The organism is Bradyrhizobium sp. SZCCHNS1022, assembly GCF_032484835.1.
GTDB lineage: Bacteria > Pseudomonadota > Alphaproteobacteria > Rhizobiales > Xanthobacteraceae > Bradyrhizobium.
In genome coordinates, this window is record NZ_JAUETT010000004.1 from 268,492 (window position 1) to 293,734 (window position 25,243).

The window sequence follows — 25,243 nt, forward strand, 5'->3', positions numbered from 1 at the left end:
CGTCTCAGCGAGTTCTCATGGTCACCATCAAGGTCGCAAACCTCATCGATTTCGTCGCCGACATTTTTGAGCATGCCGAATCCTCGTCGGATGAAGCGCGTCGGATCGCAACCTACCTCACCACCGCGAACCTCACAGGACATGACAGTCACGGCGTCATCCGCGTGCCCGTCTACATCCGATGGAAGAAGATGGGCTCGATCGTGCCCAACCAGACGCCCGAGATCGTGGTTGATACGCCCTCGCTCGTGGTCGTCGATGGCAAGTTCGGCTACGGGCAGACGGTGACGCCGCAGGCCGTGAAACTCGGCATCGCGAAGTGTAAGAAGGCAGGGTTGGCCGCGCTCGCGCTACGCAATTCCGGCCATCTCGGCCGGGTTGGCGATTGGGCCGAGATGGCTGCGGCCGAGGGGCTGGTGTCCGTGCATTTCGTGACCGCCGCCGGCTCGCTTCTGGTCGCGCCGTTTGGCGGCGTCGAGAAGCGGTTTTCCACCGCGCCTTATTGCGTCGGGATCCCGCGCCCCGGGCAGGACCCGATCGTGCTGGATTTCGCGACTTCGGTCGTCGCCGAAGGCAAGGTGCTGGTCGCAAGCCGTGGCGGCAAGAAGCTGCCGGAAGGCGCGCTGATCGATGCGGACGGCAGCTTGAGCGAAGATCCAGCCGTGCTTTATGGACCCTATGAGGCGGAAGGACCGCGCGACCATACCAAGGGGACCGGCGCGATCCGCGCCTTCGGCGAGCACAAGGGCTCGGGGCTGGCGTTCATCTGCGAATTGTTGGGCGGCGCGCTGACTGGTACTGGAGCAACCTCCGCCAATCGACGTTTCGCCAACGGCATGCTGGCGTTCTATATCGACCCCAAGGTGGTCGACCCGTCCAGCTTCTTCGACGAGGAGGTCACGCGCTACACGGATTTCATTCGGGCGACCAAGCCGATCGCAGGCGTCGATCAGGTGCTCGTTCCCGGCGATCCCGAGCGGAAGATGCGCGCAGAGCGTACCGCGAACGGCGTGCCCTTGCCGGATGACACCTGGGCGGCGATAGTGAATGCGGCGCGCGAGGTCGGCGTCAGCGAAGCGAGCATCCAGCGGGCAACCGCGTAGCGCCTCCATTATGCACGGATCGAAGTCATCTGCGCAGTGACCGCGGAGACAATAGGGGAAGGAAATACGGAAAGTGGCAAATAACAACGTCAAGCAACTCTGGGCGCAGGGCAAAGCCGTCGTGAACGCATGGCTTGCAATTCCCTCGGGCTTCTCTGCAGAGGTCGTGGCGCAATGCGGCTTCGATAGCGTCACAGTGGATATGCAGCACGGGGTGCAGGACTATCTCTCCATGGTGCAGTGTTTCCAGGCCATGCACGGCCACCCGGTGACGCCGATGGTGCGTGTGCCCTGGAACGAGCCCGGCATCATCGGCAAGGTGCTGGATGGCGGCGCCTATGGGGTGATTTGCCCGATGGTGAACACGCCGCAGGAAGCCAAGAATCTCGTCTCGTACTCAAAATATCCGCCGCATGGCGTGCGCTCGAACGGACCGATCCGCTCCGGCATGTATGGTGCGGCCGGCGCGTATCAGAAGACGGCGAATGACGAGATCGTACTGCTGCCGATGATGGAGACCAAGACGGCGGTCGAGAACATGGAAGCCATCCTCGACGTCGAGGGCATCGACGGCGTCTATATCGGTCCGTCCGATCTTGGCTTCTCCTATGGCTTGGTGCCGAAGCTCGATCGTGAGGAGCCGGAAATCCTCAAGATCTACGAGAAGATCGTGAAGGAATGCGGCAAACGCGGGCTCAATCCTGGGATTCACTGCAGCGGGGCTGAGGGCGCGGTGCGCGCGATCAACATGGGCTTCAAGCTTGTCACCCTGTCGAACGAGGTCGGGCTGATGGCGACCTACGCGAAGATGCAGGTCGCGCAGACGCGGAATGATTCCGGCGGCAAGGCTTGAGAGGCGAATTGCGAATAGGCGGTAGCGAATAGGGAGGCTCTTCCATTCGCTACTCGCTACTCACCATTCGTCGGCGTTCGGCGATCTATGTATCTACTGAGAGATCTCTCCATGGCACCCGTTCCCGTTATCCATCTGCATCCCGACGACAGCGTGCTGATCGCGCGCGCGAGCCTGCCACCCGGCACGGTCCTTGCCGATGGAATCGTGGCCTCAGAGCGGATTCCGGCCGGCCACAAGGTTGCGATCCGGCCGATTGCGCAGGGCGAGCCGATCCGTCGCTACGGCCAGATCATCGGCTTCGCAAGCGCGCCGATTGGGCCGGGGCAGCACGTCCATACCCAGAATTGCAGCATGGGGGATTTTGCCAAGGACTACGCGTTCGGTGTTGACGTTAAGCCGACACCGAATTTCGATCTGCCGGCAACCTTCGATGGCATTCGTCGGCCGGACGGCCGTGTCGCGACCCGCAACTATATCGGCATTCTCACTTCGGTGAACTGCAGCGCTCATGTCGCGGGTCTGGTCGCAGACGTGTTCAAGAAGAACCCCTTCACCGGCGACAATCCATTGGCGGACTATCCAAATGTCGACGGTGTCGTGGCGCTGACCCACAAGACCGGCTGCGGCATGACACTCGACGAGCCCTTGCGGCTGTTGCGACGAACGCTCGGCGGCTACGCGCGTCACGCGAATTTCGCTGCCGTGATCGTGCTGGGGTTGGGCTGCGAGGCCAATCAGATCGGCGGGCTGATGGAGGAGCAGAAGCTTGCGGGTCGGCTTCGTGCGATGGACATCCAGGAGGTCGGTGGTACCCGCAAGACGGTGGAAGCCGGCATCGCCTTCGTGAAGGAGGCGCTGACTGACGCCAATAAGGTCAGGCGCGAGCCGGTCCCCGCGAGCGAGTTGACCGTAGCCCTGCAATGTGGCGGCTCCGACGGATATTCCGGTATCTCAGCCAATCCCGCGCTCGGCGCGGCGAGCGATCTTTTGGTCCGCCACGGTGGCACCGTGATTCTGTCGGAAACGCCTGAAACCTATGGCGCCGAGCATCTCCTGACCCGGCGCGCGGTGAGCCGCGAGGTCGGCGAGAAGCTGGTCTCATTGATGCGCTGGTGGGAAGAATATACCGCGCGCGAGGGCGCGGAAATGAACGCCAATCCGAGCCCGGGAAACAAGGCAGGCGGGCTCACGACCATTCTGGAGAAGTCACTGGGGGCCATGGCCAAGGCCGGCAGCAGCAACCTGGTCGATGTCCTGCATTACGCCGAGCCCGTCACCAAGAAGGGCTTCGTGTTCATGGATACGCCCGGCTACGATCCCGTCGCAGCCACCGGTCAGGTTGCGGGTGGCGCCAATCTGGTCTGCTTTACCACCGGACGCGGCAGCGTTTTCGGCTGCAAGCCTGCGCCGTCGATCAAGCTTGCCACCAACACGCCGATGTATACGCGGATGGAAGACGACATGGACGTCAACTGCGGCACCATCCTCGATGGTGAGGAGACGGTGCAGGAGTGCGGCCAGCGCATCTTCGACTTGATGCTGAAAACCGCCTCCGGTCAGCCGACCAAGAGCGAAAGCTTCGATTTTGGCGGCGCCGAATTCGCTCCCTGGGTGCTGGGAGCGACGATGTAACCGAGAGCCATGTAACTCAGGCCCGACGTAACTGCGGCGTGGCCCGGTAGCTGCCGCGTGGCCTAGTAAGGAGCGGCGCAGCCCGGCGCAATGTCCGGGCTGCCGCGCGCCCCCAAAGCTTCAGCGCTGGTGACCGAGGCCGATTCCGAGCGCCAGGGCCTTCTGCCGCAGCGAGCCTTCGGTCCGCTTCATCTGCTTGGCGATCTTCGAGACCGGGGTCTTTGATTTCGAATGCTGCTTCAACAGCTTGATGTCGGCTGCCGTGTAGGGTTTACGCGCCAGCTTCTTCTTCGCTGCCTTCTTGGTTGCCTTGGCCACCTGATTCTCCTTTGATGGTTCGCTCTAAATAACACGCCTTTGCCGGCTATCAAGCAACTGAGGCGCGTGAAATCGCTATTAGTCGCTGTTAGTTGGTGTCATGGTTGTTGATATAACACCAGAGGACGAGGTCAATCTTATGTGAGGGGCGGTCTCCGCCTGTGGACAACTCGCCTTCGGCCGGGACACTGGTAATTCCATCTTCGAACCAGATCAACTCCAATATGTTACCATAGGCCGTGCCGTAACCTGCGATGGCAGGCGCTCATTTCCGGTCTAATTAGATGGAACCGGCGCGGCAGGTCGGCAATTTCGGCTGTGCTTTAACCATCCATCTCGCCGGCCAGTGAGTTACGAACTACACTGTTACTCGATCTTCCGGGTATGAGGATGGCGGCCGGGAATTAGCTTCGGTTCCTCGAGCCAAGCTCCTGCAAGCTACCGGCGAGCTAACGTCTGAAACAAATCAGCCCGGATTTGAGGACTTCTAAGGCCGCCGTTCGATCCAGGAGCGCGCTTCCGAGGTCGCTGCGAGGTCGGCGAATCCCGAATTCCGGATCCCGGCAAACTTATGATTTTAGTAACGCTTTTCGATCTGACCTCCTGGAAAGCCAGGGAAGCTCTTCGCGGAGCGGAGTTGGGAGCGGCGGTACCGGAGCGGGTAGTTCGTAGGCAGGATTGCCCGTTGTTAATGCTTGATCCTGCGGCACGGCAATGTTCTGCTTAAAAAAGCTGCTGGAGCAATCAGTCCGTGTCAATCTACGTCGCGTTACATCACGTTACTCATTATAAGTATGACCGTTCAATCGACGTTGGCCCACAGACCATCCGATTGAGGCCGGCGCCGCACACCCGTACGCCGATCCTGAGCTACTCGCTCAAGGTGACCCCGCCGAACCATTTCGTGAATTGGCAGCAGGACCCTCAGGGCAACTGGCTGGCCCGCTATATCTTTCCGGAAAAGGTGAATGAACTCAAAATCGAGGTCGATTTCACGGCCCAGATGACCGTGATCAATCCCTTCGACTTTTTCGTCGAGCCTTATGCGGACAGCTATCCTTTCAACTACCCGGATGGGCTCAAGGCGGAGCTCGCCCCCTATCTCGAGACCACCGAGCCTGGTCCCTTGCTTGCGGACTATCTGAGATCGATTCCGCGCGAGGCGAGTAACACGGTCAGCTTCCTGGTCGATCTCAATGCCGAGCTGCAGAAGAAGATTCGTTACATCATTCGGATGGAGCCGGGCGTTCAGACTCCGGAGGAGACGCTGTCGACCTCGGCCGGATCCTGCCGCGATTCCGCCTGGCTCCTGATCCAGATCTTGCGGCACCTTGGATTGGCGGCGCGCTTCGTGTCCGGCTATCTGATTCAGCTCCGCCCCGACATCGACCCGGTCGAGGGACCGCGCGAGGTCGAGAGCGACTTCACCGACCTGCATGCCTGGGCCGAGGTCTACCTGCCCGGCGCCGGCTGGATCGGCTTCGACGTGACCTCCGGCATGCTGGCGGGCGAGGGCCATATCCCGGTGGCTGCCACGCCGCACTACCGATCGGCCGCACCGATCTCGGGCAGTGCCGGCATCGCCGAGGTCGAATTCAGCTTCGAGATGAATGTGAGACGCATCCGCGAAGCGCCGCGGATCACCAAGCCGTTCTCCGACGAGGCCTGGACCAAGCTCGATCGGCTTGGCGAAGCCGTCGATGCCGATCTTGCTGCGCATGACGTGCGCCTCACCATGGGCGGCGAGCCGACCTTCATCTCGATCGACGATATGGAATCGGCGGAATGGAACACGGCGGCGGTCGGCCCGGCCAAACGCGGGCTGGCCGACGATCTCATCAGGCGGTTGCGGACACGCTTCGCGCCCGGCGGCCTGCTGCATTACGGCCAGGGCAAATGGTATCCGGGCGAGAGCCTGCCGCGCTGGGCGTTCGGGCTCTATTGGCGCAAGGACGGACAGCCGATCTGGCGGAATGGCGATCTGATCGCAAGCGTGGACGGCCCGCGCAATGTCACGATCGAAGACGCCGAGCAATTCCTCGATATGGCCGCCGAGACGCTCGGGCTCAGTCCTGATTACGTGCAGCCGGCCTTCGAGGATCCCGCACATTGGCTGCAGAAGGAAGCCGCGCTGCCGGAGAATGTCGACGTCCTCGATTCCAAGCTCGCCGATGCTGAGGAGCGCGCGCGCATGGCGCGGGTGTTCGACGAAGGCTTGCATATTCCGCGCGGCTTTGTGCTGCCGATCCAGCGCTGGAATGCGGACGCCCGCCGCTGGCGCAGCGAGCGCTGGAAGCTGCGGCGCGGCCGGCTGTTCCTGGTGCCGGGCGACTCGCCGCTCGGCCTGCGGCTGCCGATCGGCTCGCTGATGTACATCCCGCCGGAGGATTATCCCTACGTCCACCAGCAGGATCCGCTCGAGGCGCGCGGTCCCTTGCCGGAGTTTATGTCTGGGCGCACGGCGATCGCCCCCTCGATCCCGCCGCTGGAAAGAGTAGACCGTCCGCCGCAGCAGGACGTGCAGTATCAATCGTGGACCGGGCCAGGGGTGCGCACCGCGATGTCGGTCGAAATTCGCGACGGCGTCCTCTGCGTGTTCATGCCTCCGGTCGAAAATATCCAAGATTACTTGGAGTTGATCGCAACTGTCGAAGCGACGGCAGAGGCGATGCAGATCAAGGTTCATGTGGAAGGTTATGCGCCGCCTTACGATCCTCGCATCGAAGTGATCAAGGTCACGCCCGATCCCGGCGTGATCGAAGTCAACATCCAGCCGGCGCAAAACTGGCGGCAGGCGGTCGACATTACGTTTGGCCTTTATGAGGACGCGGCCAAAGTCAGGCTCGGCGCCAACCGCTTCCTGATCGACGGCCGCCACACCGGCACCGGCGGCGGCAATCACGTCGTGGTCGGCGGGAGCAGTCCGCCGGACTCGCCGTTCCTGCGCCGGCCCGACCTGTTGAAGAGCCTGGTGTTGTATTGGCAGCGCCACCCGTCGCTGTCCTACCTGTTCTCCGGCATATTCATCGGACCCACCAGCCAGGCGCCCCGGATCGACGAGGCCCGGCATGACAGCCTGTACGAACTCGAGATCGCGCTCGCCCAGGTGCCGCCGGCCGGTCAGAGCGTGCCGCTGTGGCTGGTCGACCGTCTGTTCCGGCATCTGCTGGTCGATATCACCGGCAACACCCATCGCGCCGAGATCTGCATCGATAAGCTCTATTCTCCGGAAGGCCCGACCGGCCGGCTCGGCCTGGTCGAATTCCGCGCGCTCGAGATGCCGCCGGATCCCCGCATGTCGCTGGCGCAGCAGCTTCTGATCCGGGCGTTGATCGCAAAGCTGTGGCGCGAGCCGCAGGAGGGCAAATTCGTGCGCTGGGGCACGGCGCTGCATGACCGATTCATGCTTCCGCATTTCATCTGGGAAGATTTTCTTGATGTGTTGGATGAACTGCGGCAGTCCTGCTACGAGTTCTCGCCGGAATGGTATCTGGCGCAGCTGGAGTTCCGTTTTCCGACCTTCGGCCGGGTGCAGCATGGCGGCGTGACGTTGGAACTGCGCCAGGCGCTCGAGCCCTGGCACGTGCTGGGCGAGGAGGGCGCGGCCGGTGGCACTGTCCGCTATGTCGATTCGTCGGTCGAACGGCTGCAGGTGAAGGCGGAAGGTTTCGTCGAGGGGCGCCACGTCGTGACCTGCAATGGCCGGCGGCTGCCGATGACCCCGACCGGCCGTTCGGCGGAAGCGGTGGCAGGCGTCCGCTTCAAGGCCTGGCAGCCGGCTTCGGGCCTCCATCCGACGGTCCCGGTGCATTCGCCGCTGACATTCGACCTCATCGATACCTGGAACGGCCGCTCGCTCGGGGGCTGCGTCTACTACGTCGCCCATCCCGGCGGTCGCAACTATGACACCAAGCCGGTCAATTCCTACGAGGCGGAGGCCCGCCGACTGGCGCGCTTCCAGGATCACGGCCACACGCCCGGCAAGGTCGATTCGCCGCGCGAGGAACGCACAATTGAATTTCCGATGACCCTCGACTTGCGACGGCCGCTCCGTCATTGAGATGAGACAGCTTTGTGCAGGAGAGCAGGCATGGTCGATGCGACCGGCCCGAAGCAGCAGGGGAACCGTCAGGCCGCCAACAGCCTGGCTGCCGAGGCGCGTCCGGCCTCGCGGCGGGTGGCGCAATGGTTGCGCGACTATCATCCGCTGCCTGGAATCCCCGACGAGTTCATCGCCGGCGATGGCAGGGCACGCCCGGTGTGGTCCCGCTTCATCGATAGCTTTGCTGCGCTCGCGCCTGCCGACATCGAGCGGCGCTTCGCTTCCGCCGACCGCCATCTGCGCGAGGCCGGCGTCACCTATCGCGCGCCGGGCGAGGGCACCGAGCGGCTGTGGCCGCTCAGCCATCTGCCGCTCCTGATCGACGAGGCGGAGTGGGCTCAGCTCTCCGCCGGCATCATCCAGCGCGCCGAACTGCTCGAACGCATCCTGCAGGACCTCTATGGCGAGGGGCGGCTGGTGGCGGAAGGCGCCATTCCCGCGGCCGCCGTTGCCGGCTCCAGCGAATATCTGCGTCCGATTGCGGGCATGAAGCCGCCCGGCGGGCGGTTTCTCGGCGTTTACGCCGCCGATATCGGTCGCGGGCCCGACGGGCGCTGGTGGGTGTTGAGCGACCGCACGCAGGCCCCGTCGGGAGCCGGCTATGCGCTGGAGAACCGCTTGGTGCTGTCGCGCGCTTTCTCCTCGCTCTACAAGTCCATGAACGTCGCTCGGCTGGCGCCGTTCTTCGAAGCCTTCCGCGATTCCTTGCGCGCCAGCGCCGACCGGGACGAGCCGCGCATCGGCCTGCTGACGCCGGGTGCGTTCAGCGAGACCTATTTCGAGCACGCGACCCTGGCGCGTTATCTCGGTTTCCTGCTGGTCGAGGGTGACGATCTTACCGTCAGTGGCGATCGCGTTCATATCCGCACCGTTGCCGGTCTGAAGCGCGTCGATGTGCTGCTGCGGAGGGTCGATTCCAACTCGCTCGATCCGCTCGAACTCGATGCCGCCTCGCGGCTCGGCGTGCCCGGGCTGGTCGACGTGCTGCGCAAGGGCGGGGTGGTGGTCGCCAACATGCCCGGCTCCGGCGTGCTGGAGGCGCGGGCGCTGCTCGGCTTCCTGCCGAGCTTGTGCCGGCGCGTCCTCGGCGAGGAGCTGAAGGTGCCGCATATCGCGACCTGGTGGTGCGGCCAGAAGGCCGCGCGTGAGGAGGTGTTGGCGCGGCTCGATGACTTCGCCATTGCTGGCGCGTACGGGCGCGGCGTGCCGGGCTTCGCCACGGACGGTCCAGTGCTTCCGGGCGAATTGTCGGCTGCTGACCGTGAGCGGCTGCGGGCCGCCATCGCCGAGCGGGGCGTCGACTATGTCGGCCAGGAGGTGGTGCGATTGTCGACGACGCCGGTCTGGGAGCAGGGCAAGATCACGCCGCGGCCGTTCGTGCTCCGCGTGTTCGCTGCCGCTACCGCCGACGGCTGGGCGATCATGCCGGGCGGCTTCTGCCGGATCGCCGACAAGTCCGATGCGCGCGCGGTCACGATGGGGGACGGCGCCCGCGCCGCGGATGTCTGGGTCGTCGCTGACAAGGCGGTAGCGGCGCATACGCTTTTGCCTGGTTCGGACAGCGTGCACATCCGGCGCATTGCCGGCGTGCTGCCGAGCCGTGCCGCCGATAATCTGTTCTGGCTCGGCCGCTATCTCGAACGCGCGGAAGCCACGTTGCGGCTGATCCGCGCACTCGGCGCGCAGCAGCGCGATCCCGGCAGGGGCTCGCCCGCAACGCTCGCGGCCGCCGAACGCATCCGCCGGCTGCTGCTCGCCTGGGGCGCGATCGCGCAAGGCTCGCGCGGGCAGGATCCGCGCGCCGCCGCCGAGGCGCTGCAAGCCGAGGCGCAATTCGGCTCGGCGCTGTCGCTGTTGCGCGCGGCCCAGCGGACCGCGACCTCCTTGCGGGAGCGGCTGTCGCCGGATGCCTGGCAGGTGATCGCCGAGATGCCGACGCTGCTCACGCAGGAGATCGTCGATGATGACGGCCTCGTCAGCGCGACCGAGGCGACCCTCAGCGCGCTCGCGAGCTTTGCGGGGCTTGCGCAGGAGAACATGAATCGCGCTGCCGGCTGGCGCTTTCTCGAGATCGGCCGCCGCGTCGAGCGCGGCATCAACACGCTGCGCTTCGCCCGCCAATTCGGCTATGACGAGGCCACGCCCGAGGATCTTGACGTCCTGCTCACGCTGGTGGATTGCCAGATCACTTATCGTTCGCGCTACCTGATCGGACCATTGCTCGCGCCGATCAGGGATCTCGTCGTGCTCGATCCCTATAATCCACGCTCCGTCGCGTTCCAGGTCGAAGCTTTGAACGAGCACATCGCGAGCCTGCCGGTCCTGAAGGAGAACGGACTGATCGAGCGCCCGCAGCGGCTCGCCGTTTCGGTTCAAGCGGCGCTGACCACGGCGGAGGCCGCGCATCTCGATACCAGGATCATGTTCGCGCTGGAGCAGGATCTGCTCGCGCTCTCTGACGCGATCGGGCAGCACTACTTTCCGCATGGGGCTCATGCCAGTCGCCCGGAAAAGCTGACGGGACTGGCGTGATCTACGACATCCGGCATGTCACGACCTATGAGTACGAAAGCGCGGTGAGCTTCGCGCGCTGCACGCTGCGGCTGGAGCCCTCGAGCGGCAGCGGCCAGGAGCTGATCTCGCATAGCGTCGACATCCGCCCACGCCCGGTCGAGCGCACCGCGCGGCGCGATTTCTTCGGCACGCTGACCGAAAGCATCGTGATCGACAAGTCGCATCGCAATTTGCGCATCGATTCTCGTTCGCGCGTGAAATTGTCGCGCACGCCGCCTGAACGCAGCGCCCCGAGCCCCGCTTGGGAGACCGTGCGCGACGCCGCGTTCGCCGCGACCAGCCTCGGCCCGTCGTCGCCGATCGGATACGTCTTCGCCAGCGCGCTGGTGCCGATCCAAAAGCCGGTCACCGACTACGCGGCTGTGAGCTTCCCTGTGGGCGCCGGCATCATTGCCGGAGCTGCCGAATTGATGCACCGCATCCGCAGCGAGTTCAGATACGATCCCAAGGCGACCGTGATCTCGACGCCGCTTCGCGAGGTGTTCGCCAACCGCCACGGCGTTTGCCAGGATTTCGCTCACGTGATGATCGCCGGCCTGCGCGGGCTCGGTCTGCCGGCCGCCTATGTCAGCGGTTACCTGCGCACGACTGCGCCGGAAGGACAGCCGCGCCTGCAGGGCGCCGACGCGACGCATGCCTGGGTGTCGCTCTGGTGCGGCGAAGAGCTCGGTTGGCTCGGCTTCGATCCGACCAATGACCTCATCGTTGCCAACGATCACATCATCCTCGGCACGGGTCGCGACTTTGCCGACATTTCACCGGTGGACGGCGTCATCGTCGGCTCGCCCAAGCAGAAGCTCGGCGTTGCCGTCGACGTGATTCCCGTGGCGTAGGCGCGCCGCAAAGTCGGTTTCGATCGCCGGAACCGGCGGAACGAATTGCTGCAGTCGCGCTTGATCAGGCCGAGGGCGGGGGACCGCCAGGTTCCATTCCGAACAATGGAGTGATCGTCATGACACGTGTATCGGTTGTAGTTGGCTTGTTGGCCGCCTGTGTTGCCGGCAGTGCGTCCGCGCAACCTCTTCCCAATCTCACCGGCACCTACCGCTGCATCCAGATGTGCCGCGACGGCATGATCGGTGCGCCGGCCTTCGTGACCCAGAACGGAGATGCTGTGAATCTCACCACCGAGACCGGTGAATCCTATCAGGCTTGGCCCGACTGGAATGCTCCGGACAGCCGGCTGTGGATCGATGCCCGCGACGAGGGCGCCGTCTATTCGCCCGATGGCGTGCGCATCCAGTTCGATGACGGCCGCGTCTGGCAGCGCGACCTGCCGCCGCCAATGATCGTGCGGCGCGCGCCGGTCGTGTACGGCCGGTAGATCATACATGACGGCGGAGCCTGATAGAGACGGCACGAATTGAGTCGACACGACGAGTACCTGCGTTCTCGCGACGCGACGCGTCCGAGTGATGCTGATCGGCTCGCCCCTCTTGTCAGGAAGAGGGTGCAGGGAATGCCGGGTGATGGCCTCACCCATGGCCCGCCTGCGAAAAAAATGCAGGCGGCAGGTACCACAGGTGCAGCCGGATCAACCCGGCATTCCCTGCGCGATGGTCTGACGGCTTATACGTGGTCTCCCTGGTGCGCCGGGCTTTCTGGTCACCATGTCCGCGCGGAGCGAAGCTCCGTCGCGTCAGCGACAACGCGCCGAGAGCGCGTTGCGCTGGATACCAGCGTCGGGGTATCAGGACATCACGATTTCACCGTGCGCGTCGTGCTGTTCGTCCGCGTGCATGATCACGCTGCAGCCAGATGCGCCCACCGCTCCCCGCACTCAACGTTCGTGACGATCGCGATACGCCCCCTCAATGAGCGCGGGATGCCGAATAAGAACACGATTTCTGAAAAAAAGAAATCTAAAAATTTTGGCCGATCGGCTTGACTGCCACAATCAAATTGATCGGCTTGAATAAATGAGTTTTTCGGCGCGGGAAAAATGAAGCCTCGGCGACGTGTTTACAGGGCGGTTTTACGCGTCGTTCGCAGGAATCCCCAGCATCGATTTGGCCGACGGGCAATCGCAGAACAGGTGTTGTGCCGCGCTTGTTCCTCTCGCTTGTCGGGCGGCAGCAGAACGAGCCCCATGGGGCCGCGACGTATCGTCATAGTACGAACGGCAGCAGCATCTTTGTCCGCTGCATGTAAGCCGGGGGAATTATTCGGACATCAGCGCCTCCTCGCGGCGGGCGCTATAGATGCAATAGGGGGCCGACAGCAACAGTGGCAGCAGCCACACCAGACCGTATCCGATCGCCGAGCCGAGCAGGGCCAGGAGAATGCCGGCGTAGATCGGATGCCGGACGATCGCGTAGGGGCCGCCGCTCACCAGTTCGGGATCTTCCTTCCGCGACATCGGCATGCCCCAGTTGTGCCCGATATAGATCCGCGCCGCAATCGCAAAGCCGATGCCAAGTCCGGCCAGCAATGTTCCGATCGCTTGCACCAGCATGCTGCGCGGATATTCGCGCAGTGCCGCCTGAAGGGCATGGCGAATGGTAGGGACCTGGACTGCGATGATGATCAGCACTGCGGCCGCCAGCCGAACGGCCAAGTGTCGCCACCAGATCGTGCCGCCGACGCTGCGCTTGGCGCCCAAGGCCGCTATCGCCCAATAGACGATGAACACGAGCCAGAGGGCGAGGATGATCCAATGAAAGATCGGCATCAGCACGCGCCTCTCTGCAGGCAATGTTCACGGCCCTCGACGTCGGTACGGAAGGATTCGATGAAGCCGCCCTGGCGCTGACTGACGAACACGGTCTTGCCGTCCTCGCCGCCGAAGGCGAGATTGGTCGGCTCTTTTGCCGTCAAATGAATCTCGCGCAGCGGGTGGCCGTCCGGCGTCAGCACGGCGATGGCGCCCTTGAGGATGCGGGCCACGAACAGACGGCCGCTGAGATCGGTGCGCAGGCCATCGATCGTGTTCGGCTCGAACGTCTTGATCAGCTGCGGGTTGAGCAACGCGTTGCCGGCCAAGGTGTAGGACCAGATCTCGCCGCTGTTGGATTCCCCGACATAGAGCGTGCGTCCGTCCGGACTGAGATCGATGCCGTTGGTCGTGCCCATCGCACGCGGCGCGGTCATGACCATGCCTTGCATGGCGCCGTCTGCATCTCTCGCGATGCGCCAGATCTGGCCGCTACGGCCCTTCCAGTTCGGATCGCTCGCATAGATCGCGCCGTCATGGCCGAGCGTGATGTCGTTGGGTTGGCTCATCTGGTCGGAATGAAACACGACCCGAGGCTCGGTGCTGCCCTTCTCGATCGCAAAGATGTTGTGCTTCTTGTAGTCGGCGATGAACATCGTGCCGCTGCGATCAAACCGGATCGCATTGCCGATGCTGCCCTCGGGCAGCGCGGTGAAGCTCTGCGAGACCGTGGCTCCCGGCGCCAACTTTCCGATCGTGCCGGGCTTGCCGAGATTGACGACGAAGAGATTGCCGTCGCTGTCGACCGCCGGGCCTTCGATGCCGAAGGTGTATTCGCCCGACGGGGTGAGTTGCTTGCTCTCGAACAATTTCGGTGCGGCTGTCGCGGGAATGGCTGCTAGCACGAGGACCATGAGCAACGTAAAGCGCGGGATGCGCAGCGTGGGCAAAGGCGCGATGCGATGCTGCGTTCGCTTGAAGGCGGTGCGTGGATGGCTGTCGCGCATCGGGGCCTCATGGTTCTCCCGGCGATGCGCAGATCGTCCGGATACGCGCGGCTTGGCCGCGCCCTCACCATGAGGCTCTGTCATGTTACCGCAAAACCGGCCCTCGTCCTGAGGAGCTCGCCGGAGGCGAGAGTCTCGGAGGACGGTTGCGGGAGAGATCATTGGCCGAGTTTTTCCCATATGCGAAGGCCCTGTCCGCAAGGGGGAGGGGAGCGCGACGCGCTTGTGGATGGTGCGTGCCTGATGGGATCGCCGAGTCCGTCACAATGGCACCAGAAATTGCTGCTGGATGTAGTAGCCATCGTCGTCCGTGCAGGTGCCGTTCAGGTAAGTGTCGGCCGGCCGGAAGAACCGGCTGAACCCGGGCTTACCGTCAGCGCTTCTTTGTGTCACCACGACGACCTTCCCGAAGGGAATCTCGCCGCACTCCTTGCCGTCGCGCGCGAAGAATTTGCGGTGTGGCGGGCCGCCGGATTTCACCCGCATCCGGACGCCCGGCACCATCGTCGCGATCAGCTCATCGGCGACATCAAGCAGCTTGGTGTAGCCGGGTTCCGTCCTGGGGAGATTTTCGCCACCCGGCGGCATCAGCCGTTCCGCGCCGAGCCCGCGCAGTCGCTGGCGTAGGCGGCCGGCGTCGGGATCGCCAGGATAGATCCAGCCGTCCTGGGCCAGCATGAAGCGCAGCACGGTCTGATCCTTGTCCTGATCGGACTGGCCGGGCTTCAGGCCGAACTCGGAATGGCAGCCCGCACAATGTGTCTCGATCAGGCCCTTGCGGATGGATGTGAGCCGGGCACGGTTTGCCACGTCATCGGCAACGAAGCGCGCAAGCTGATCGATCAGCGCGGCGCTCCTGGTGTCGCAGGGCAGGGCGGGCGGCGGATCATCGCTGGTGCGGTCGATGCGGATCACGGTCTGGTTCTTGTCCTCGACCAGCCAGATCGCGCCGTCATCGGCGACCGTCATGCCGACCGGTGCGCCTTGCGGCCTGATGCCGTTGACACGGTGCCAGCCCGAGATGATCTCGTCAAAGGCGGCCGCGGGGACGAGACCGGATTCGGTCTGGAAGGCGCGTGTCGGCTCGGCGGCGCAGCTGACATGATAGCGCACTGGCGCTGGGCTCAGTTTCGGAAAGCCGTGGTCATCGACCTCGTAGGCGAGCAGGCGGCTGCCGGTCGGCCGATAGCCGTGCAGGCCGACGAGCAGCCTGCCGTCGAGCTCGGGGAATTTGTCTCCTTTGTAGTACAGCATGCCGAGCGGCGCGCCATGTGGCGGCAGCAGCGAGAAAGGCCGTTTGTACACGGCGCTGGTGCTGCAGAAATTTTTGTAAGGTCCGGCCTGCAGCACGCGCTTGAACTCCGGGCTCGGCGTGGTCAGGTCGTAGCAATAGGGCCAGCCATAGTGCCGGCCGGGCTCTATCGCGTTGATCTCCTCGTTGGGGGCGAAGATGTCCTGCAGGTCGCGGGCGTTCTCCGCTTGCAGAAAAGCGTAGCCGTCGTCGGGAAAGCGCGGATGCAGCGCGAGCGCCATCGAGTTGCGCAAGCCCCGCGCGTAGACCTCGTGCAGCGGATTGGGGTCGGTCGCCTTGAGTGCAGGGAAGATGCCGCCCGCGGGCGGTGTGAACATCCAGATCGCGGCGAGTGGCGCGTTACCTTCGGTCACCGCGCAAGGCTGCGTGATCGGTGCCGGCGTGAGGCAATTGTCGCTGTGCGAGCCGACATTGACGAACAGCCGTCCGGTCCTGTCGAACACGAACTGCTTCAACGGGTGCGCGCTCTCCTCGATCTGGGTGCCGTCAGGCAGGGTCAGCCGCCGGCCGGGGAGATCGTGGACGATGGTCTCGATCGTGGTCTTCGGCTGCGCAGCCAGCGGATCGAAGCGGAAGATGCTGGTGTCGGTCGAAGCATAGACCCTCCCGTCCGGCCCGGTCGCCAGGCCGAAGGGGTAGGCGATGCGCGTGATCAGCTCCTTGAGGCGCTGGCCTTCCGCTGCGGTCGGATCGAGCAGCAGCAGACGGCCGTCCTCATGGCCCCAGCCACCCATGTCCGCGACCACGAACAGCTTCTGTCCTGGAACCTGGAGGATGGCGCGCGGGAATTTCAAGCCGTCGTCGCGGCTCGCGACGAGGCCGGCGCAGAAGCCGGCCTTCATATCGAGCTGGAGCCGTGGGAAGGCCAGGGCGGCGCTGCCGCATTGCGCCGGGCCGAGCGCATAGCCGTTCTTGGCCGGCTGTGCAGAGGCGAGACCGCTCGCTGTCGCGAGCAAGGCGAGCGCGCCGCCGAACACCAGCTGCTGCCATGTCCGGCTCATCGGCCATCGCCCTCAATGGATGAGATGGTATTGCAGGATATAGGCGCCGGCGCCCGCGAGATAGCCGAGCAGCGCCAGGGCGCTGATCCGCCTGACGTACCAGAAGAAGTGAATGTTCTCGAGACCCATCGCCGCGACGCCTGCCGCCGAGCCGATGATCAGGATCGAGCCGCCGGTGCCGGCGCAATAGGCGACGAACTCCCAGATGAAGCTGTCGGGCGGATACTGGGCCAGGCTGTACATGCCCATCGAGGCCGCGACCAGCGGCACGTTGTCGATCACGGCGCTGGCCAGGCCCAGCACGATGACGATCAGATCAAGCCGCCCCACGGTCTTGTTGAGCCAGGCCGCGAGGGCCTCGAGGATGCCGGTGTGTTCGAGCGCCGCCACCGCCAGCAGGATGCCGACGAAGAACACGATCGAGGGCATGTCGATCCGGGTCAGCGCATGGGCGAGCGTCAGCCGGTGCTTGTGTTCGTGCGGCTTTTCGCGATGCACGATCTCGCCGACCATCCAGAGGATACCCAGCCCGAACAGAATGCCCATGAAGGGCGGCAGATGGGTGAGCGCCTTGAACAACGGGACCAGGACCAGAATGCCGAGACCGAGGAAGAACATCAGGTTACGCTCGAACAGGGCGATCGGACTGGTCGTCGGCCGCTCCGCGGCGGGCGGAGCGAGATGCTTGCCGCGCAGCGCGAAGCTCACCACCAGGAGCGGGACCAGCAGATTGAACAGCGACGCAATGAACACGCCCTTCATGATCGCCAAGGGCGTGATCTGGCCGCCGATCCACAGCATGGTGGTGGTGACGTCGCCGATCGGTGACCAGGCACCGCCGGCATTGGCCGCGATGACGATGATGGCCGCAAAGAACAGCCTGTCCTCGTCGCGCCCCGACAGCTTCTTCATCAGCGAGATCATCACGATCGCGGTCGCGAGATTGTCCAGCATCGCGCTCAGGAAAAACGTCACGATGCCGATCATCCAGACCAGCGTGACCTGTCTGGAGGTGCTGACCAGCGAGGTCACGACCTCGAAGCCGTTATGGGCGTCGATGACCTCGACGATGGTCATGGCGCCGATCAGGAAGAAGATGACCTGGGCCGTCGCGGCGACGGAGTCGTTGAGCTGACCCGTGACGTCATGCGTATCGCCGCCCAGGACCGCGTAGATCGTCCACATCAGGCCGGCGCCGACCAGCGCCGTGGCGGCCTTGTTGACGTTCAGCGGATGTTCCAGCGCCACCACGGCGTAGGCGAGCACAAAGACGAGGACGACGGCTGCGGTCATGGCCAGGCGGGTTCGAGGGACGCTCGCCGCAGGTATGACCGATCAGGGTGCGAGCAGCAAGCGGCGCAGGGCGGCCTGCGCGTGCCGCTCAGGCTGCCGCAAGCTCGGGCGCGCTGGAAAGGCAGTCCTGGCGCACCGCGCGCAGGCTGCGATGCAGCCAGGTCTTGATGGTGCCCACCGGGACGCCGAAGCGCTGCGACAGCCGGGTCCGGCTTTCGCCTTCGAGATAGGCCGCCGCCAGGAGCTGCCGCCGCTCTTCGGGAAGCCGCAGCAAGGCCTGGTGCGCGATCGGCTCGGCCCGCGCGTAGTCGAAGTCGTCGTCGTTCTCATCCGCAGGATCGGGCACCGACAACGCCTGGTCGAGCTCGGAGGTCGGAACGCCCCCGCTGCGCATCGCATCGATCGCGGTGTTTCGCATGATCGTGCACATCCAGGTGATCGGGGAGGCGCGGGCCGGATCGAAGCTCCTGGCGTGGCGCCAGATCTTCAAATAGCCGTCCTGCAGGACGTCATCGATATCGGCCAAGGCGGGCAGCAATGCGCGTACCGTCTTGCGCATCTTGGTCTTGGTGAGCGCGTGGAGCTCGGCGAAGGCCGCGTCGTCACTGGCCGCTACGGCCTTCAGCAACGCACCCAGATGTGCCACGCCTCCGGGCGGCGCCAACAGCTCCGATCGCATCGTCCGTCTCCCTCATTTCTCGATACGAAACGAGCGGGGCGGCACCGTGGATCACTACGGCGCGGACTGGTCAGAGCCGGACGAAGGGGCTGATCAACCGCCCGAGCAGGCCGTGAATGCGCAAATCGCCGGTCATGGCCACCAGGCACAGACACGGCCCTTCGTCGCCCACGATGGGACGATGATCGACCTCGTCATCGCCATAATCGAAATCACCCGGACCGTAGCGGCGGCCGGTGTGACTGAAGCTGCCCCGCAGCACGCAGGTGAGCTCGGTGCCGGAATGGGTATGGTCGAGCATCCGCGTACCCGGCTCGGCCCGCAGCAGGAAAGCGCGCGAGTTGCCCCCTCCGGAGAGCAGGATCGGCCGCATGCTGAGGCCCGGCGCGACGCGCCTGCGCTTGCCGATCGTGCAGCGCCGAACCAGTTCCGGCAGATCGGCCAGCTCGGGATCGAGGCTCGCGGGCTCGCTGATCCGCGGCGCGATCTTCGGGGCTTTCGGCCCGTTCTCGATGCGGGCCATGACCGCATCGAAGGCGCCGCTGGCCATCGCGACCGGCGGGGCGGCCTCGAGCGAAGCGCCGGCGAGCTGTTCGATGGCGTGCACGAAACGCCGGCATCGCGGACAGCCCGCGACATGGACGCCGACCACGAGCTGCTCGGCTTGGTCGAGCTTGCCGGCCGCGAAGTCGGCGAGCAGGTCTTCCGGCGGGTGATGGCTGATCGTCATGTCGGCTCGTCCAACAGTTCTCTCAGGCGATTCATCGCCAATCTGATCCTCGACTTGACGGTCCCCAGCGGCAGGCCGAGCACCGTTGCAATTTCCGAATGGGGCCGCTCCTCGACGAACGACAGGCGGATCACCGTGGATTGCTCGGTGGACAATCTTTCGATCGCTGCGGCAACGTGCCTCGCGTCTTCAGCCCGCGACATGATCAGATCCGCCGCCAGGGCCGGGTCGGCCTCATCGTCCAACGCTTCTGCGTCGACGAGTCGGCCAGCGCGCGCCGCGCGCCTTGCCGCATCGATCCGCAGGTTGCGGGCGATGGTGAAGATCCAGGCGGATGCCCCGGCGCTCGCCGGATCGAACTGGGCGGCCTTGGTCCAGACCGCGACCATCGCGGACTGCGCAATCTCCTCGGCGTCGTCGGCGTTCGAGCCGGTCTTGATCAAAAACCCTCTGATCCGCGGCGCAAAGTACTCGAACAGGGTTTTGAACGCCTCGCGGTCTCCGCGCGTTGCGACGCGTCCAATCAATTCCGCCCAGTCCACCTTAGCCTTCGGCCTTCTGCTCACGTCGCGCAACCGTGCGCCTAGAGGCGAACGTGGCGCTCTCCGCCGGGGGGATGCGATGTTCCATCCCGCAAGTTTAGCAGCTCGAACTCCGGTGGTCATCGTCCTGGCGCGCCTGGTTCCATCTGCCCAGAACGCGTGAATGCGTGGGTTGGATCACCGAAGCCGGGATTTTGTCGGGCCTCGGTCGGGCACCCAGGCCAGGGGGTCTAGCTGGCCTTGCGGACGTCCTGCGGACCGGACCGGAGGTTCTGGAAGAACTTCTCCACCTCGCGTGCCAGGCTTTCGGCGGTGGCGTCGAGGTCGCCGGACGCGGTCAGTACCGAGACCGCGGCGCTGCTGGTCTCGCCGATCGCATCGCGCAGCGAACCGATATTGACGACGAGGGTCTGGTTTCCTTGCGCGGTCGACTGTGCATTGACCGAAATCTCGCGCGTGGCGGTGTCCTGCTGCGCCACCGCATTGGCGATATTGGACGTGATCTCGTTGATGCCGCGCACGGCGTGACCGATCTCGCGCACGGCGTCGACGGCGGTCTTGGTCGAGGTCTGGATCTGGCCGATATTGGTGCTGATTTCCTCGGTGGCCTTGGCGGTCTGGCCGGCCAGCGCCTTCACCTCGTGGGCGACGACGGCAAAGCCGCGCCCGGCCTCGCCGGCCCGCGCCGCCTCGATGGTTGCATTCAGCGCCAAGAGATTGGTCTGCTCGGCGATGGTCTGGATCAGGGTCAGGACGCCATCGATGCGCTGGGTCGCGGCGGCGAGCCCCTCGATCTCCGAGATCGACCGCTCGGTGCGCTGGCCGGTCTGCTCGACCGCACTGGCAGACTGCCGGATCTGCCGTCCGATCTCCTCGACCGAGGCCGACAGCTCTTCGGCAGCGCTGGCAACGGCCGAGACGTTGCTGGAGGCTTGCGTGGTGGCGCCAGCGGCCGCCGCCGCGCGCTCATTGGCATTGGTGGTGAGCTGGTTGATGGTCTCGGCGGTGCGGCGCATCGCAGCCGCGTTCTGGTTGACCGTCTGCATCACGGTGCCGATCGCCTGCCTGAACTCCTCCACTGCCTGCTCGATGTGACGGGCACGGGCCTCGCGAATCTTGGCGTCATCGGAGACTTGCGCGTTGAGGTCGCGGTTGTGCGCCATCGCCTCCTGGAACACGCGGATCGCGCGGGCGAGCTCGCCGATCTCGTCGGCGCGCTCGGCGTGCGGCACGACGATGTTCTTTGCCCCGGTTGCAACCTGACGGATCGTGGTGGTGATCACCGACAGCGGCTTGGCAATCGAGCGTGCGATGATGACGACGCCGGCCACGACCAGCAGCATGGCGAGCCCGCCGAGGCCGGTCAGCAGCAGGGAGAATTTCCGATTGGTCTCGGTGTCGTCGGCGATGCGGCGGCCGCGTTCGGCATAGACCTTGGAGAGCGCCTCGAGATCCTTGTTCAGCGCGGAACGCACCGAACGATTGGCGTCGTTGTCGCCCCATTCGCGACCTGCCGCCGGGCTGATCTCGTTGGCACGGCGCACCAGCTCCTTGCGGAACTCCACGAACTGCTCGATGCGCTTCTTGAAGGTGGCGAACTGCTCGGCGTCATCTGTCTGAACGATCGCCTCCCATTTGCCGACGACGTCGAGAATTTCCTTGTTGAACTTCAGCAGACCCTCGCCGTACTTGCGGACCACGGCAGGGTCGGTCGACATGTAGACGCCGCGCGATTCCATCACCACGGCATAGACCAGCGAATTCACGCGCTCGACATTGAGCGCGGCGAGATTGGCGGTCTGGATCGCGTGCGTCAGTTCGCCGGCGCGGCGCGAATTGTAGTCGGACAGCCAGGTGATCGCGGCAGTGAGCAGTGCAAACAAGGCGAAGATCGCATAGAGCTTCACCGCAAGCGAGTGACGGGGCGGGATTGCTGAGGTCGACGGACTGGACATCATGGGCTCGGTCATGCGGGCTCGCTTCCGGGGCCGGGCAAGCTCGGTCGTCAAGACCTTATGCATCGGTGGTCATGGACAAAGCGTTAAGGTGAGTGCTCCACTACCATGCAACCATAAGATCTTTTTGGAAGCAGTTTCAGTCGCTTCGGCGGGGCGCGAAGGCGTAGGGATGAGCCCCGGCCTGGCCTGTTCGGAAAGCCGGCAATGCAGCTTGTGGAGGCCGCCATCGCATCGCATCGCATCGCATCGCTGCGCTGCGGTCATGACCAGATGATAGGCTGCGGCCTTGATCCGTCGCGCGACGCCTTTCGAAGATGGATGAGAACCCATGGTCTATCGCCACGTCATCGCCTCCACCGTCCATGTCTTCGACGATCTTCGCGATCTGTTGGCCAAGGCGACGCCGCCGCGTTCCGGCGACCGGCTCGCCGGCGTCGCGGCCGATAGCGCCGAACAGATGATCGCGGCGCGGATGGCGCTGGCAGACTTACCGCTCGCGCAATTTCTGCAGGAGCAGGTGATCCCTTACGAGCGCGACGAAGTGACCCGGCTGATCGTCGATTGTCATGATGCGACGGCGTTCGCGCCGCTGGCGTCGATGACGGTCGGCAGCTTTCGCGACTTCCTGCTCTCGGACGCCGCGACATCGGAGACGCTGGCGCGGCTTGCGCCCGGCATCACGCCGGAAATGGCGGCGGCGGTGTCCAAGTTGATGCGAAACCAGGATCTGATCCTGGCCGCGAAGAAGTGCCGGGTGACCACCGCCTTCCGCAACACCATCGGTCTGGCGGGTCGCATGAGCGTGAGGCTGCAGCCCAACCATCCATTTGACGATGCCAAGGGCATCACGGCCTCGATCGTCGACGGCCTCGTGCTGGGGGCGGGCGACGCCTGCATCGGCATCAATCCGGCCAGCGACGATCCCGCCGTGATCGGCGGTCTGCTGCGCCTGCTGGACGAGATCATCGCGCGCGGCGCGATTCCGACCCAGGCGTGCGTGCTCACGCATGTGACCACGACCTTGCGGCTGATCGAGCAGGGCATGCCTGTCGATCTGGTATTCCAGTCGATCGCCGGCACGGAAGCTGCGAATGCGAGCTTCGGCGTCAGTCTCGCGCTGCTGCGCGAGGGGCTGGATGCGGCGCACGCGCTGCGCCGCGGCACGGTCGGTGACAACGCGATGTATTTCGAGACCGGGCAGGGCTCGGCGCTGTCGGCCAATGGACATCACGGCGTCGACCAGCAGACCTGCGAGGCGCGGGCTTATGCAGTTGCACGCGCCTATCAGCCGCTGCTCGTCAACAGCGTGGTCGGCTTCATCGGGCCGGAATATCTCTATGACGGCAAGGAGATCATCCGCGCGGGGCTGGAGGACCATTTCTGCGGCAAACTGCTCGGCCTGCCGCTCGGCGTCGACATCTGCTACACCAACCATGCTGAGGCCGATCAGGACGACATGGACGTGCTCCTGACCTTGCTCGCGGCCGCCGGCGTCACGTTCATCATGGGGGTTCCCGGCGCCGATGACGTGATGCTGAACTACCAATCGACCTCGTTCCAGGACGCGCTCTATGTGCGCGATTTGTTCGGCCTCAAGCGCGCCCCTGAGTTCGAGGAATGGCTGGTGCGGGTCGGCCTCTGCGACGGCAACGGCCGGCCTGCCGCGGGCAACGGCCTGTTGCCTGATTTCGCCGCGCGCCTGATCGCCTGATCCGCGGGGTGCAGGTCTTAGTTCCGAACGGCAATGAACATAGGCTATTCGTCGTGCGTCAAAGCGTCGCCGAGCCGCTGTCGAATCTCCCGCAAGTCAAATCTCAAGGAAGTGGTGGCGCGTCGGGCGTGACGGCCTTATGCTGGCGTTGCTTTGCATGATGTCGCAAGGGACGATCGATGAGATTCGAATGCATCGAGACCGTACGTCGCATTCTTTGCGTGTTCCCGCGCTATACGTCCTCATTCGGCACATTCGAATACGCCTATCCGCTCACCGACGGCGTGCAGGCCTTCATGCCCCCGCAGGGGCTGCTCCTGATCGCGGCCTATCTGCCGAGAGAATGGCAAGTCCGTTTCATCGATGAGAACATCCAGCCCACGAGCAGGGATGATTTCGAATGGGCGGACGTCGTGTTCGTCAGCGGCATGCATATTCAACGGCAGCAGATCAACGATGTCTGCAGCCGTGCCCACGATTTCAATCTGCCGGTCGCGCTCGGCGGGCCCTCGGTGAGCGCCTGTCCGGATTATTATCCCGATTTCGACTATCTGCATGTCGGCGAACTCGGCGACGCGACGGACGAACTGATCAGACTGTTGTCGCACGACGTGTCGCGGCCGGCGCAACAGGTCGTGCTGCAGACCAAAGAGCGCGTGGCCATGACCGATTTCCCGGTCCCTGCCTACGAGCTTGCCGAGGTGACGAAATATTTCCTCGGTAGCATCCAATATTCCAGCGGGTGCCCATACCAGTGCGAGTTCTGCGACATCCCGGGCCTTTACGGCCGCAATCCCCGCATCAAGACGCCGCAACAGATCATCGCCGAGCTCGACAAGCTCAGGGAGTGTGGTGTCACCGGCTCTGTCTATTTCGTCGACGATAATTTCATCGGCAACCGCAAGGCGACGTTGGAGCTGCTGCCGCATCTGATCGAGTGGCAGAAGCGCACGGGTTATGTGATGCGGCTCGCCTGCGAGGCCACGCTCAACATCGCCAAGCGACCCGAGATCCTGGAGAAGATGAAGGAGGCTTATTTCATCACCATCTTCTGCGGCATCGAGACGCCTGATCCCGACGCGCTGACGGCGATGCAGAAGGACCACAACATGATGGTCCCGATCATGGAGGGCATCAAGACCATCAACAGCTACGGCATGGAGGTGGTGTCCGGGATCATCATGGGATTGGACACCGACACGCCGCAAACTACGGACGCGCTGTTGCAGTTCATCGGGCAATCGCAGATCCCGCTGCTCACGATCAACCTCTTGCAGGCGCTGCCGAAGACACCGCTGTGGGACCGCCTGGAGCGTGAAGGCCGTCTGGTTCACGACGACGGCCGCGATTCCAATGTCAAATTCCTGATGCCCTATGAGCAGGTGCTCGACTCCTGGCGCCGCTGCATGGAGGAGGCCTACGAGCCGGAAAAACTGTTCGCACGTTTCCAGTATCAATGCGATCACACCTATGCCAACCGGATCAAAGTCCCGGTCAGCGACGAGATGAAGAGCTGGCCGAACGTCAGGCGCGGCCTCATCATGATCGCAAAGATCGTTTGGAAGGTCGGCGTGCTAGGCGACTATAGGCGGCCGTTCTGGAAGTTCGCTCTCGGCCAGCTCAAGCGCGGCGAGATCGAGAATTTCATCGCGGTGTCGCTGATTTCCCATCATTTGATCATGTTCGCGCGCGCCGCCTCCCGCGGTCACCAGAACGCCTCGAACTACTCGCTTCGGCTACGCGAGGCCGCCGTTCCCGCCGAATGAGCCGCC

18 protein-coding genes are annotated in these 25,243 nt (G+C 64.2%); 9 read left to right on the forward strand and 9 right to left on the reverse strand.

The features are described 5' to 3' along the window. Positions 1–17: 17 nt before the first annotated feature. The 3 genes from QX071_RS24105 to QX071_RS24115 all read left to right on the forward strand — a co-directional run bounded on the left by QX071_RS24105 (position 18) and on the right by QX071_RS24115 (position 3,591). Positions 18–1,103, forward strand: coding sequence for a malate/lactate/ureidoglycolate dehydrogenase (locus QX071_RS24105; protein ID WP_315706216.1), 1,086 nt, complete (start codon positions 18–20; stop codon positions 1,101–1,103). A 73-nt stretch (positions 1,104–1,176) separates the two neighbouring features. Further along, positions 1,177–1,956: an HpcH/HpaI aldolase family protein gene (locus QX071_RS24110; protein ID WP_315706215.1), complete on the forward strand. Its 780-nt coding sequence runs from the start codon at positions 1,177–1,179 to the stop codon at positions 1,954–1,956. A 111-nt stretch (positions 1,957–2,067) separates the two neighbouring features. Further along, positions 2,068–3,591, forward strand: coding sequence for an altronate dehydratase family protein (locus QX071_RS24115; RefSeq protein ID WP_315706214.1), 1,524 nt, complete (start codon positions 2,068–2,070; stop codon positions 3,589–3,591). Between the two features lie 120 nt (positions 3,592–3,711). On the opposite strand, the gene QX071_RS24120 is transcribed toward QX071_RS24115, so the two are convergent. Continuing rightward, positions 3,712–3,909 (reverse strand): hypothetical protein, encoded by a 198-nt coding sequence (locus QX071_RS24120; protein WP_315706213.1) that lies wholly within the window; start codon positions 3,907–3,909, stop codon positions 3,712–3,714. Positions 3,910–4,660: 751 nt separating this feature from the next. Between QX071_RS24120 and QX071_RS24125 the strand changes: the two genes are divergently transcribed. The 4 genes from QX071_RS24125 (at position 4,661) to QX071_RS24140 (ending at position 11,909) form a co-directional block, all read left to right on the forward strand. Next, a complete protein-coding gene (locus QX071_RS24125; RefSeq protein WP_315706212.1) occupies positions 4,661–7,969 on the forward strand; it encodes a transglutaminase family protein in 3,309 nt (1,102 codons plus the stop codon). Positions 7,970–7,999: 30 nt separating this feature from the next. After that, complete coding sequence (locus tag QX071_RS24130; protein WP_315706211.1) at positions 8,000–10,543, forward strand: circularly permuted type 2 ATP-grasp protein; 2,544 nt, start codon at positions 8,000–8,002, stop codon at positions 10,541–10,543. Beyond that, a complete protein-coding gene (locus QX071_RS24135) occupies positions 10,540–11,418 on the forward strand; it encodes a transglutaminase family protein (RefSeq protein WP_315706210.1) in 879 nt (292 codons plus the stop codon). Before QX071_RS24130 ends, QX071_RS24135 begins: the two co-directional genes overlap by 4 nt. A gap of 110 nt (positions 11,419–11,528) precedes the next feature. Beyond that, complete coding sequence (locus tag QX071_RS24140) at positions 11,529–11,909, forward strand: hypothetical protein (protein WP_315706209.1); 381 nt, start codon at positions 11,529–11,531, stop codon at positions 11,907–11,909. Between the two features lie 837 nt (positions 11,910–12,746). Here QX071_RS24140 and QX071_RS24145 read toward each other — a convergent pair. The 8 genes from QX071_RS24145 to QX071_RS24180 all read right to left on the reverse strand — a co-directional run bounded on the left by QX071_RS24145 (position 12,747) and on the right by QX071_RS24180 (position 21,760). Further along, on the reverse strand, positions 12,747–13,256 hold the full coding sequence (locus tag QX071_RS24145) for a methyltransferase family protein (protein ID WP_315706208.1): 510 nt from the start codon (positions 13,254–13,256) through the stop codon (positions 12,747–12,749). Further along, positions 13,256–14,152: an SMP-30/gluconolactonase/LRE family protein gene (locus QX071_RS24150; RefSeq protein WP_315706353.1), complete on the reverse strand. Its 897-nt coding sequence runs from the start codon at positions 14,150–14,152 to the stop codon at positions 13,256–13,258. The genes QX071_RS24145 and QX071_RS24150 overlap by 1 nt, the downstream gene beginning before the upstream one ends. A gap of 354 nt (positions 14,153–14,506) precedes the next feature. Next, positions 14,507–16,558 carry a PQQ-dependent sugar dehydrogenase gene (locus QX071_RS24155; protein ID WP_315706207.1) on the reverse strand — a complete coding sequence of 684 codons (2,052 nt, stop codon included), beginning with the start codon at positions 16,556–16,558 and terminating at the stop codon, positions 14,507–14,509. 12 nt (positions 16,559–16,570) lie between these two features. After that, positions 16,571–17,851, reverse strand: coding sequence for a sodium:proton antiporter NhaD (gene nhaD, locus QX071_RS24160; RefSeq protein WP_315706206.1), 1,281 nt, complete (start codon positions 17,849–17,851; stop codon positions 16,571–16,573). Between the two features lie 88 nt (positions 17,852–17,939). Continuing rightward, complete coding sequence (locus QX071_RS24165; protein WP_315706205.1) at positions 17,940–18,530, reverse strand: sigma-70 family RNA polymerase sigma factor; 591 nt, start codon at positions 18,528–18,530, stop codon at positions 17,940–17,942. A 70-nt stretch (positions 18,531–18,600) separates the two neighbouring features. Further along, the gene (locus tag QX071_RS24170) at positions 18,601–19,260 is read right to left on the reverse strand and encodes a ChrR family anti-sigma-E factor (RefSeq protein ID WP_315706204.1); all 660 of its coding nucleotides are present in this window, start codon (positions 19,258–19,260) and stop codon (positions 18,601–18,603) included. Beyond that, positions 19,257–19,802, reverse strand: coding sequence for a sigma-70 family RNA polymerase sigma factor (locus tag QX071_RS24175; protein WP_315706352.1), 546 nt, complete (start codon positions 19,800–19,802; stop codon positions 19,257–19,259). The genes QX071_RS24170 and QX071_RS24175 overlap by 4 nt, the downstream gene beginning before the upstream one ends. A gap of 230 nt (positions 19,803–20,032) precedes the next feature. Continuing rightward, on the reverse strand, positions 20,033–21,760 hold the full coding sequence (locus QX071_RS24180; protein ID WP_315706351.1) for a HAMP domain-containing methyl-accepting chemotaxis protein: 1,728 nt from the start codon (positions 21,758–21,760) through the stop codon (positions 20,033–20,035). Positions 21,761–22,088: 328 nt separating this feature from the next. Between QX071_RS24180 and QX071_RS24185 the strand changes: the two genes are divergently transcribed. Both QX071_RS24185 and QX071_RS24190 read left to right on the forward strand, forming a co-directional pair. Then, on the forward strand, positions 22,089–23,471 hold the full coding sequence (locus QX071_RS24185) for an ethanolamine ammonia-lyase subunit EutB (protein ID WP_315706203.1): 1,383 nt from the start codon (positions 22,089–22,091) through the stop codon (positions 23,469–23,471). Between the two features lie 179 nt (positions 23,472–23,650). Then, on the forward strand, positions 23,651–25,237 hold the full coding sequence (locus QX071_RS24190; protein ID WP_315706202.1) for a B12-binding domain-containing radical SAM protein: 1,587 nt from the start codon (positions 23,651–23,653) through the stop codon (positions 25,235–25,237). Positions 25,238–25,243: the final 6 nt, after the last annotated feature.

What these genes read in the sequence shown, in the direction of transcription:
- QX071_RS24130 (WP_315706211.1), top strand. Translation starts at nt 8,000, where the DNA reads ATGGTCGATGCGACCGGCCCGAAGCAGCAGGGGAACCGTCAGGCCGCC.
- QX071_RS24115 (WP_315706214.1), top strand. Translation starts at nt 2,068, where the DNA reads ATGGCACCCGTTCCCGTTATCCATCTGCATCCCGACGACAGCGTGCTG.
- QX071_RS24105 (WP_315706216.1), top strand. Translation starts at nt 18, where the DNA reads ATGGTCACCATCAAGGTCGCAAACCTCATCGATTTCGTCGCCGACATT.
- QX071_RS24165 (WP_315706205.1), bottom strand. Translation starts at nt 18,530, where the DNA reads ATGCGATCGGAGCTGTTGGCGCCGCCCGGAGGCGTGGCACATCTGGGT.
- nhaD (WP_315706206.1), bottom strand. Translation starts at nt 17,851, where the DNA reads ATGACCGCAGCCGTCGTCCTCGTCTTTGTGCTCGCCTACGCCGTGGTG.
- QX071_RS24190 (WP_315706202.1), top strand. Translation starts at nt 23,651, where the DNA reads ATGAGATTCGAATGCATCGAGACCGTACGTCGCATTCTTTGCGTGTTC.
- QX071_RS24185 (WP_315706203.1), top strand. Translation starts at nt 22,089, where the DNA reads ATGGTCTATCGCCACGTCATCGCCTCCACCGTCCATGTCTTCGACGAT.
- QX071_RS24145 (WP_315706208.1), bottom strand. Translation starts at nt 13,256, where the DNA reads ATGCCGATCTTTCATTGGATCATCCTCGCCCTCTGGCTCGTGTTCATC.
- QX071_RS24180 (WP_315706351.1), bottom strand. Translation starts at nt 21,760, where the DNA reads ATGATGTCCAGTCCGTCGACCTCAGCAATCCCGCCCCGTCACTCGCTT.
- QX071_RS24155 (WP_315706207.1), bottom strand. Translation starts at nt 16,558, where the DNA reads ATGAGCCGGACATGGCAGCAGCTGGTGTTCGGCGGCGCGCTCGCCTTG.
- QX071_RS24150 (WP_315706353.1), bottom strand. Translation starts at nt 14,152, where the DNA reads ATGGTCCTCGTGCTAGCAGCCATTCCCGCGACAGCCGCACCGAAATTG.
- QX071_RS24170 (WP_315706204.1), bottom strand. Translation starts at nt 19,260, where the DNA reads ATGACGATCAGCCATCACCCGCCGGAAGACCTGCTCGCCGACTTCGCG.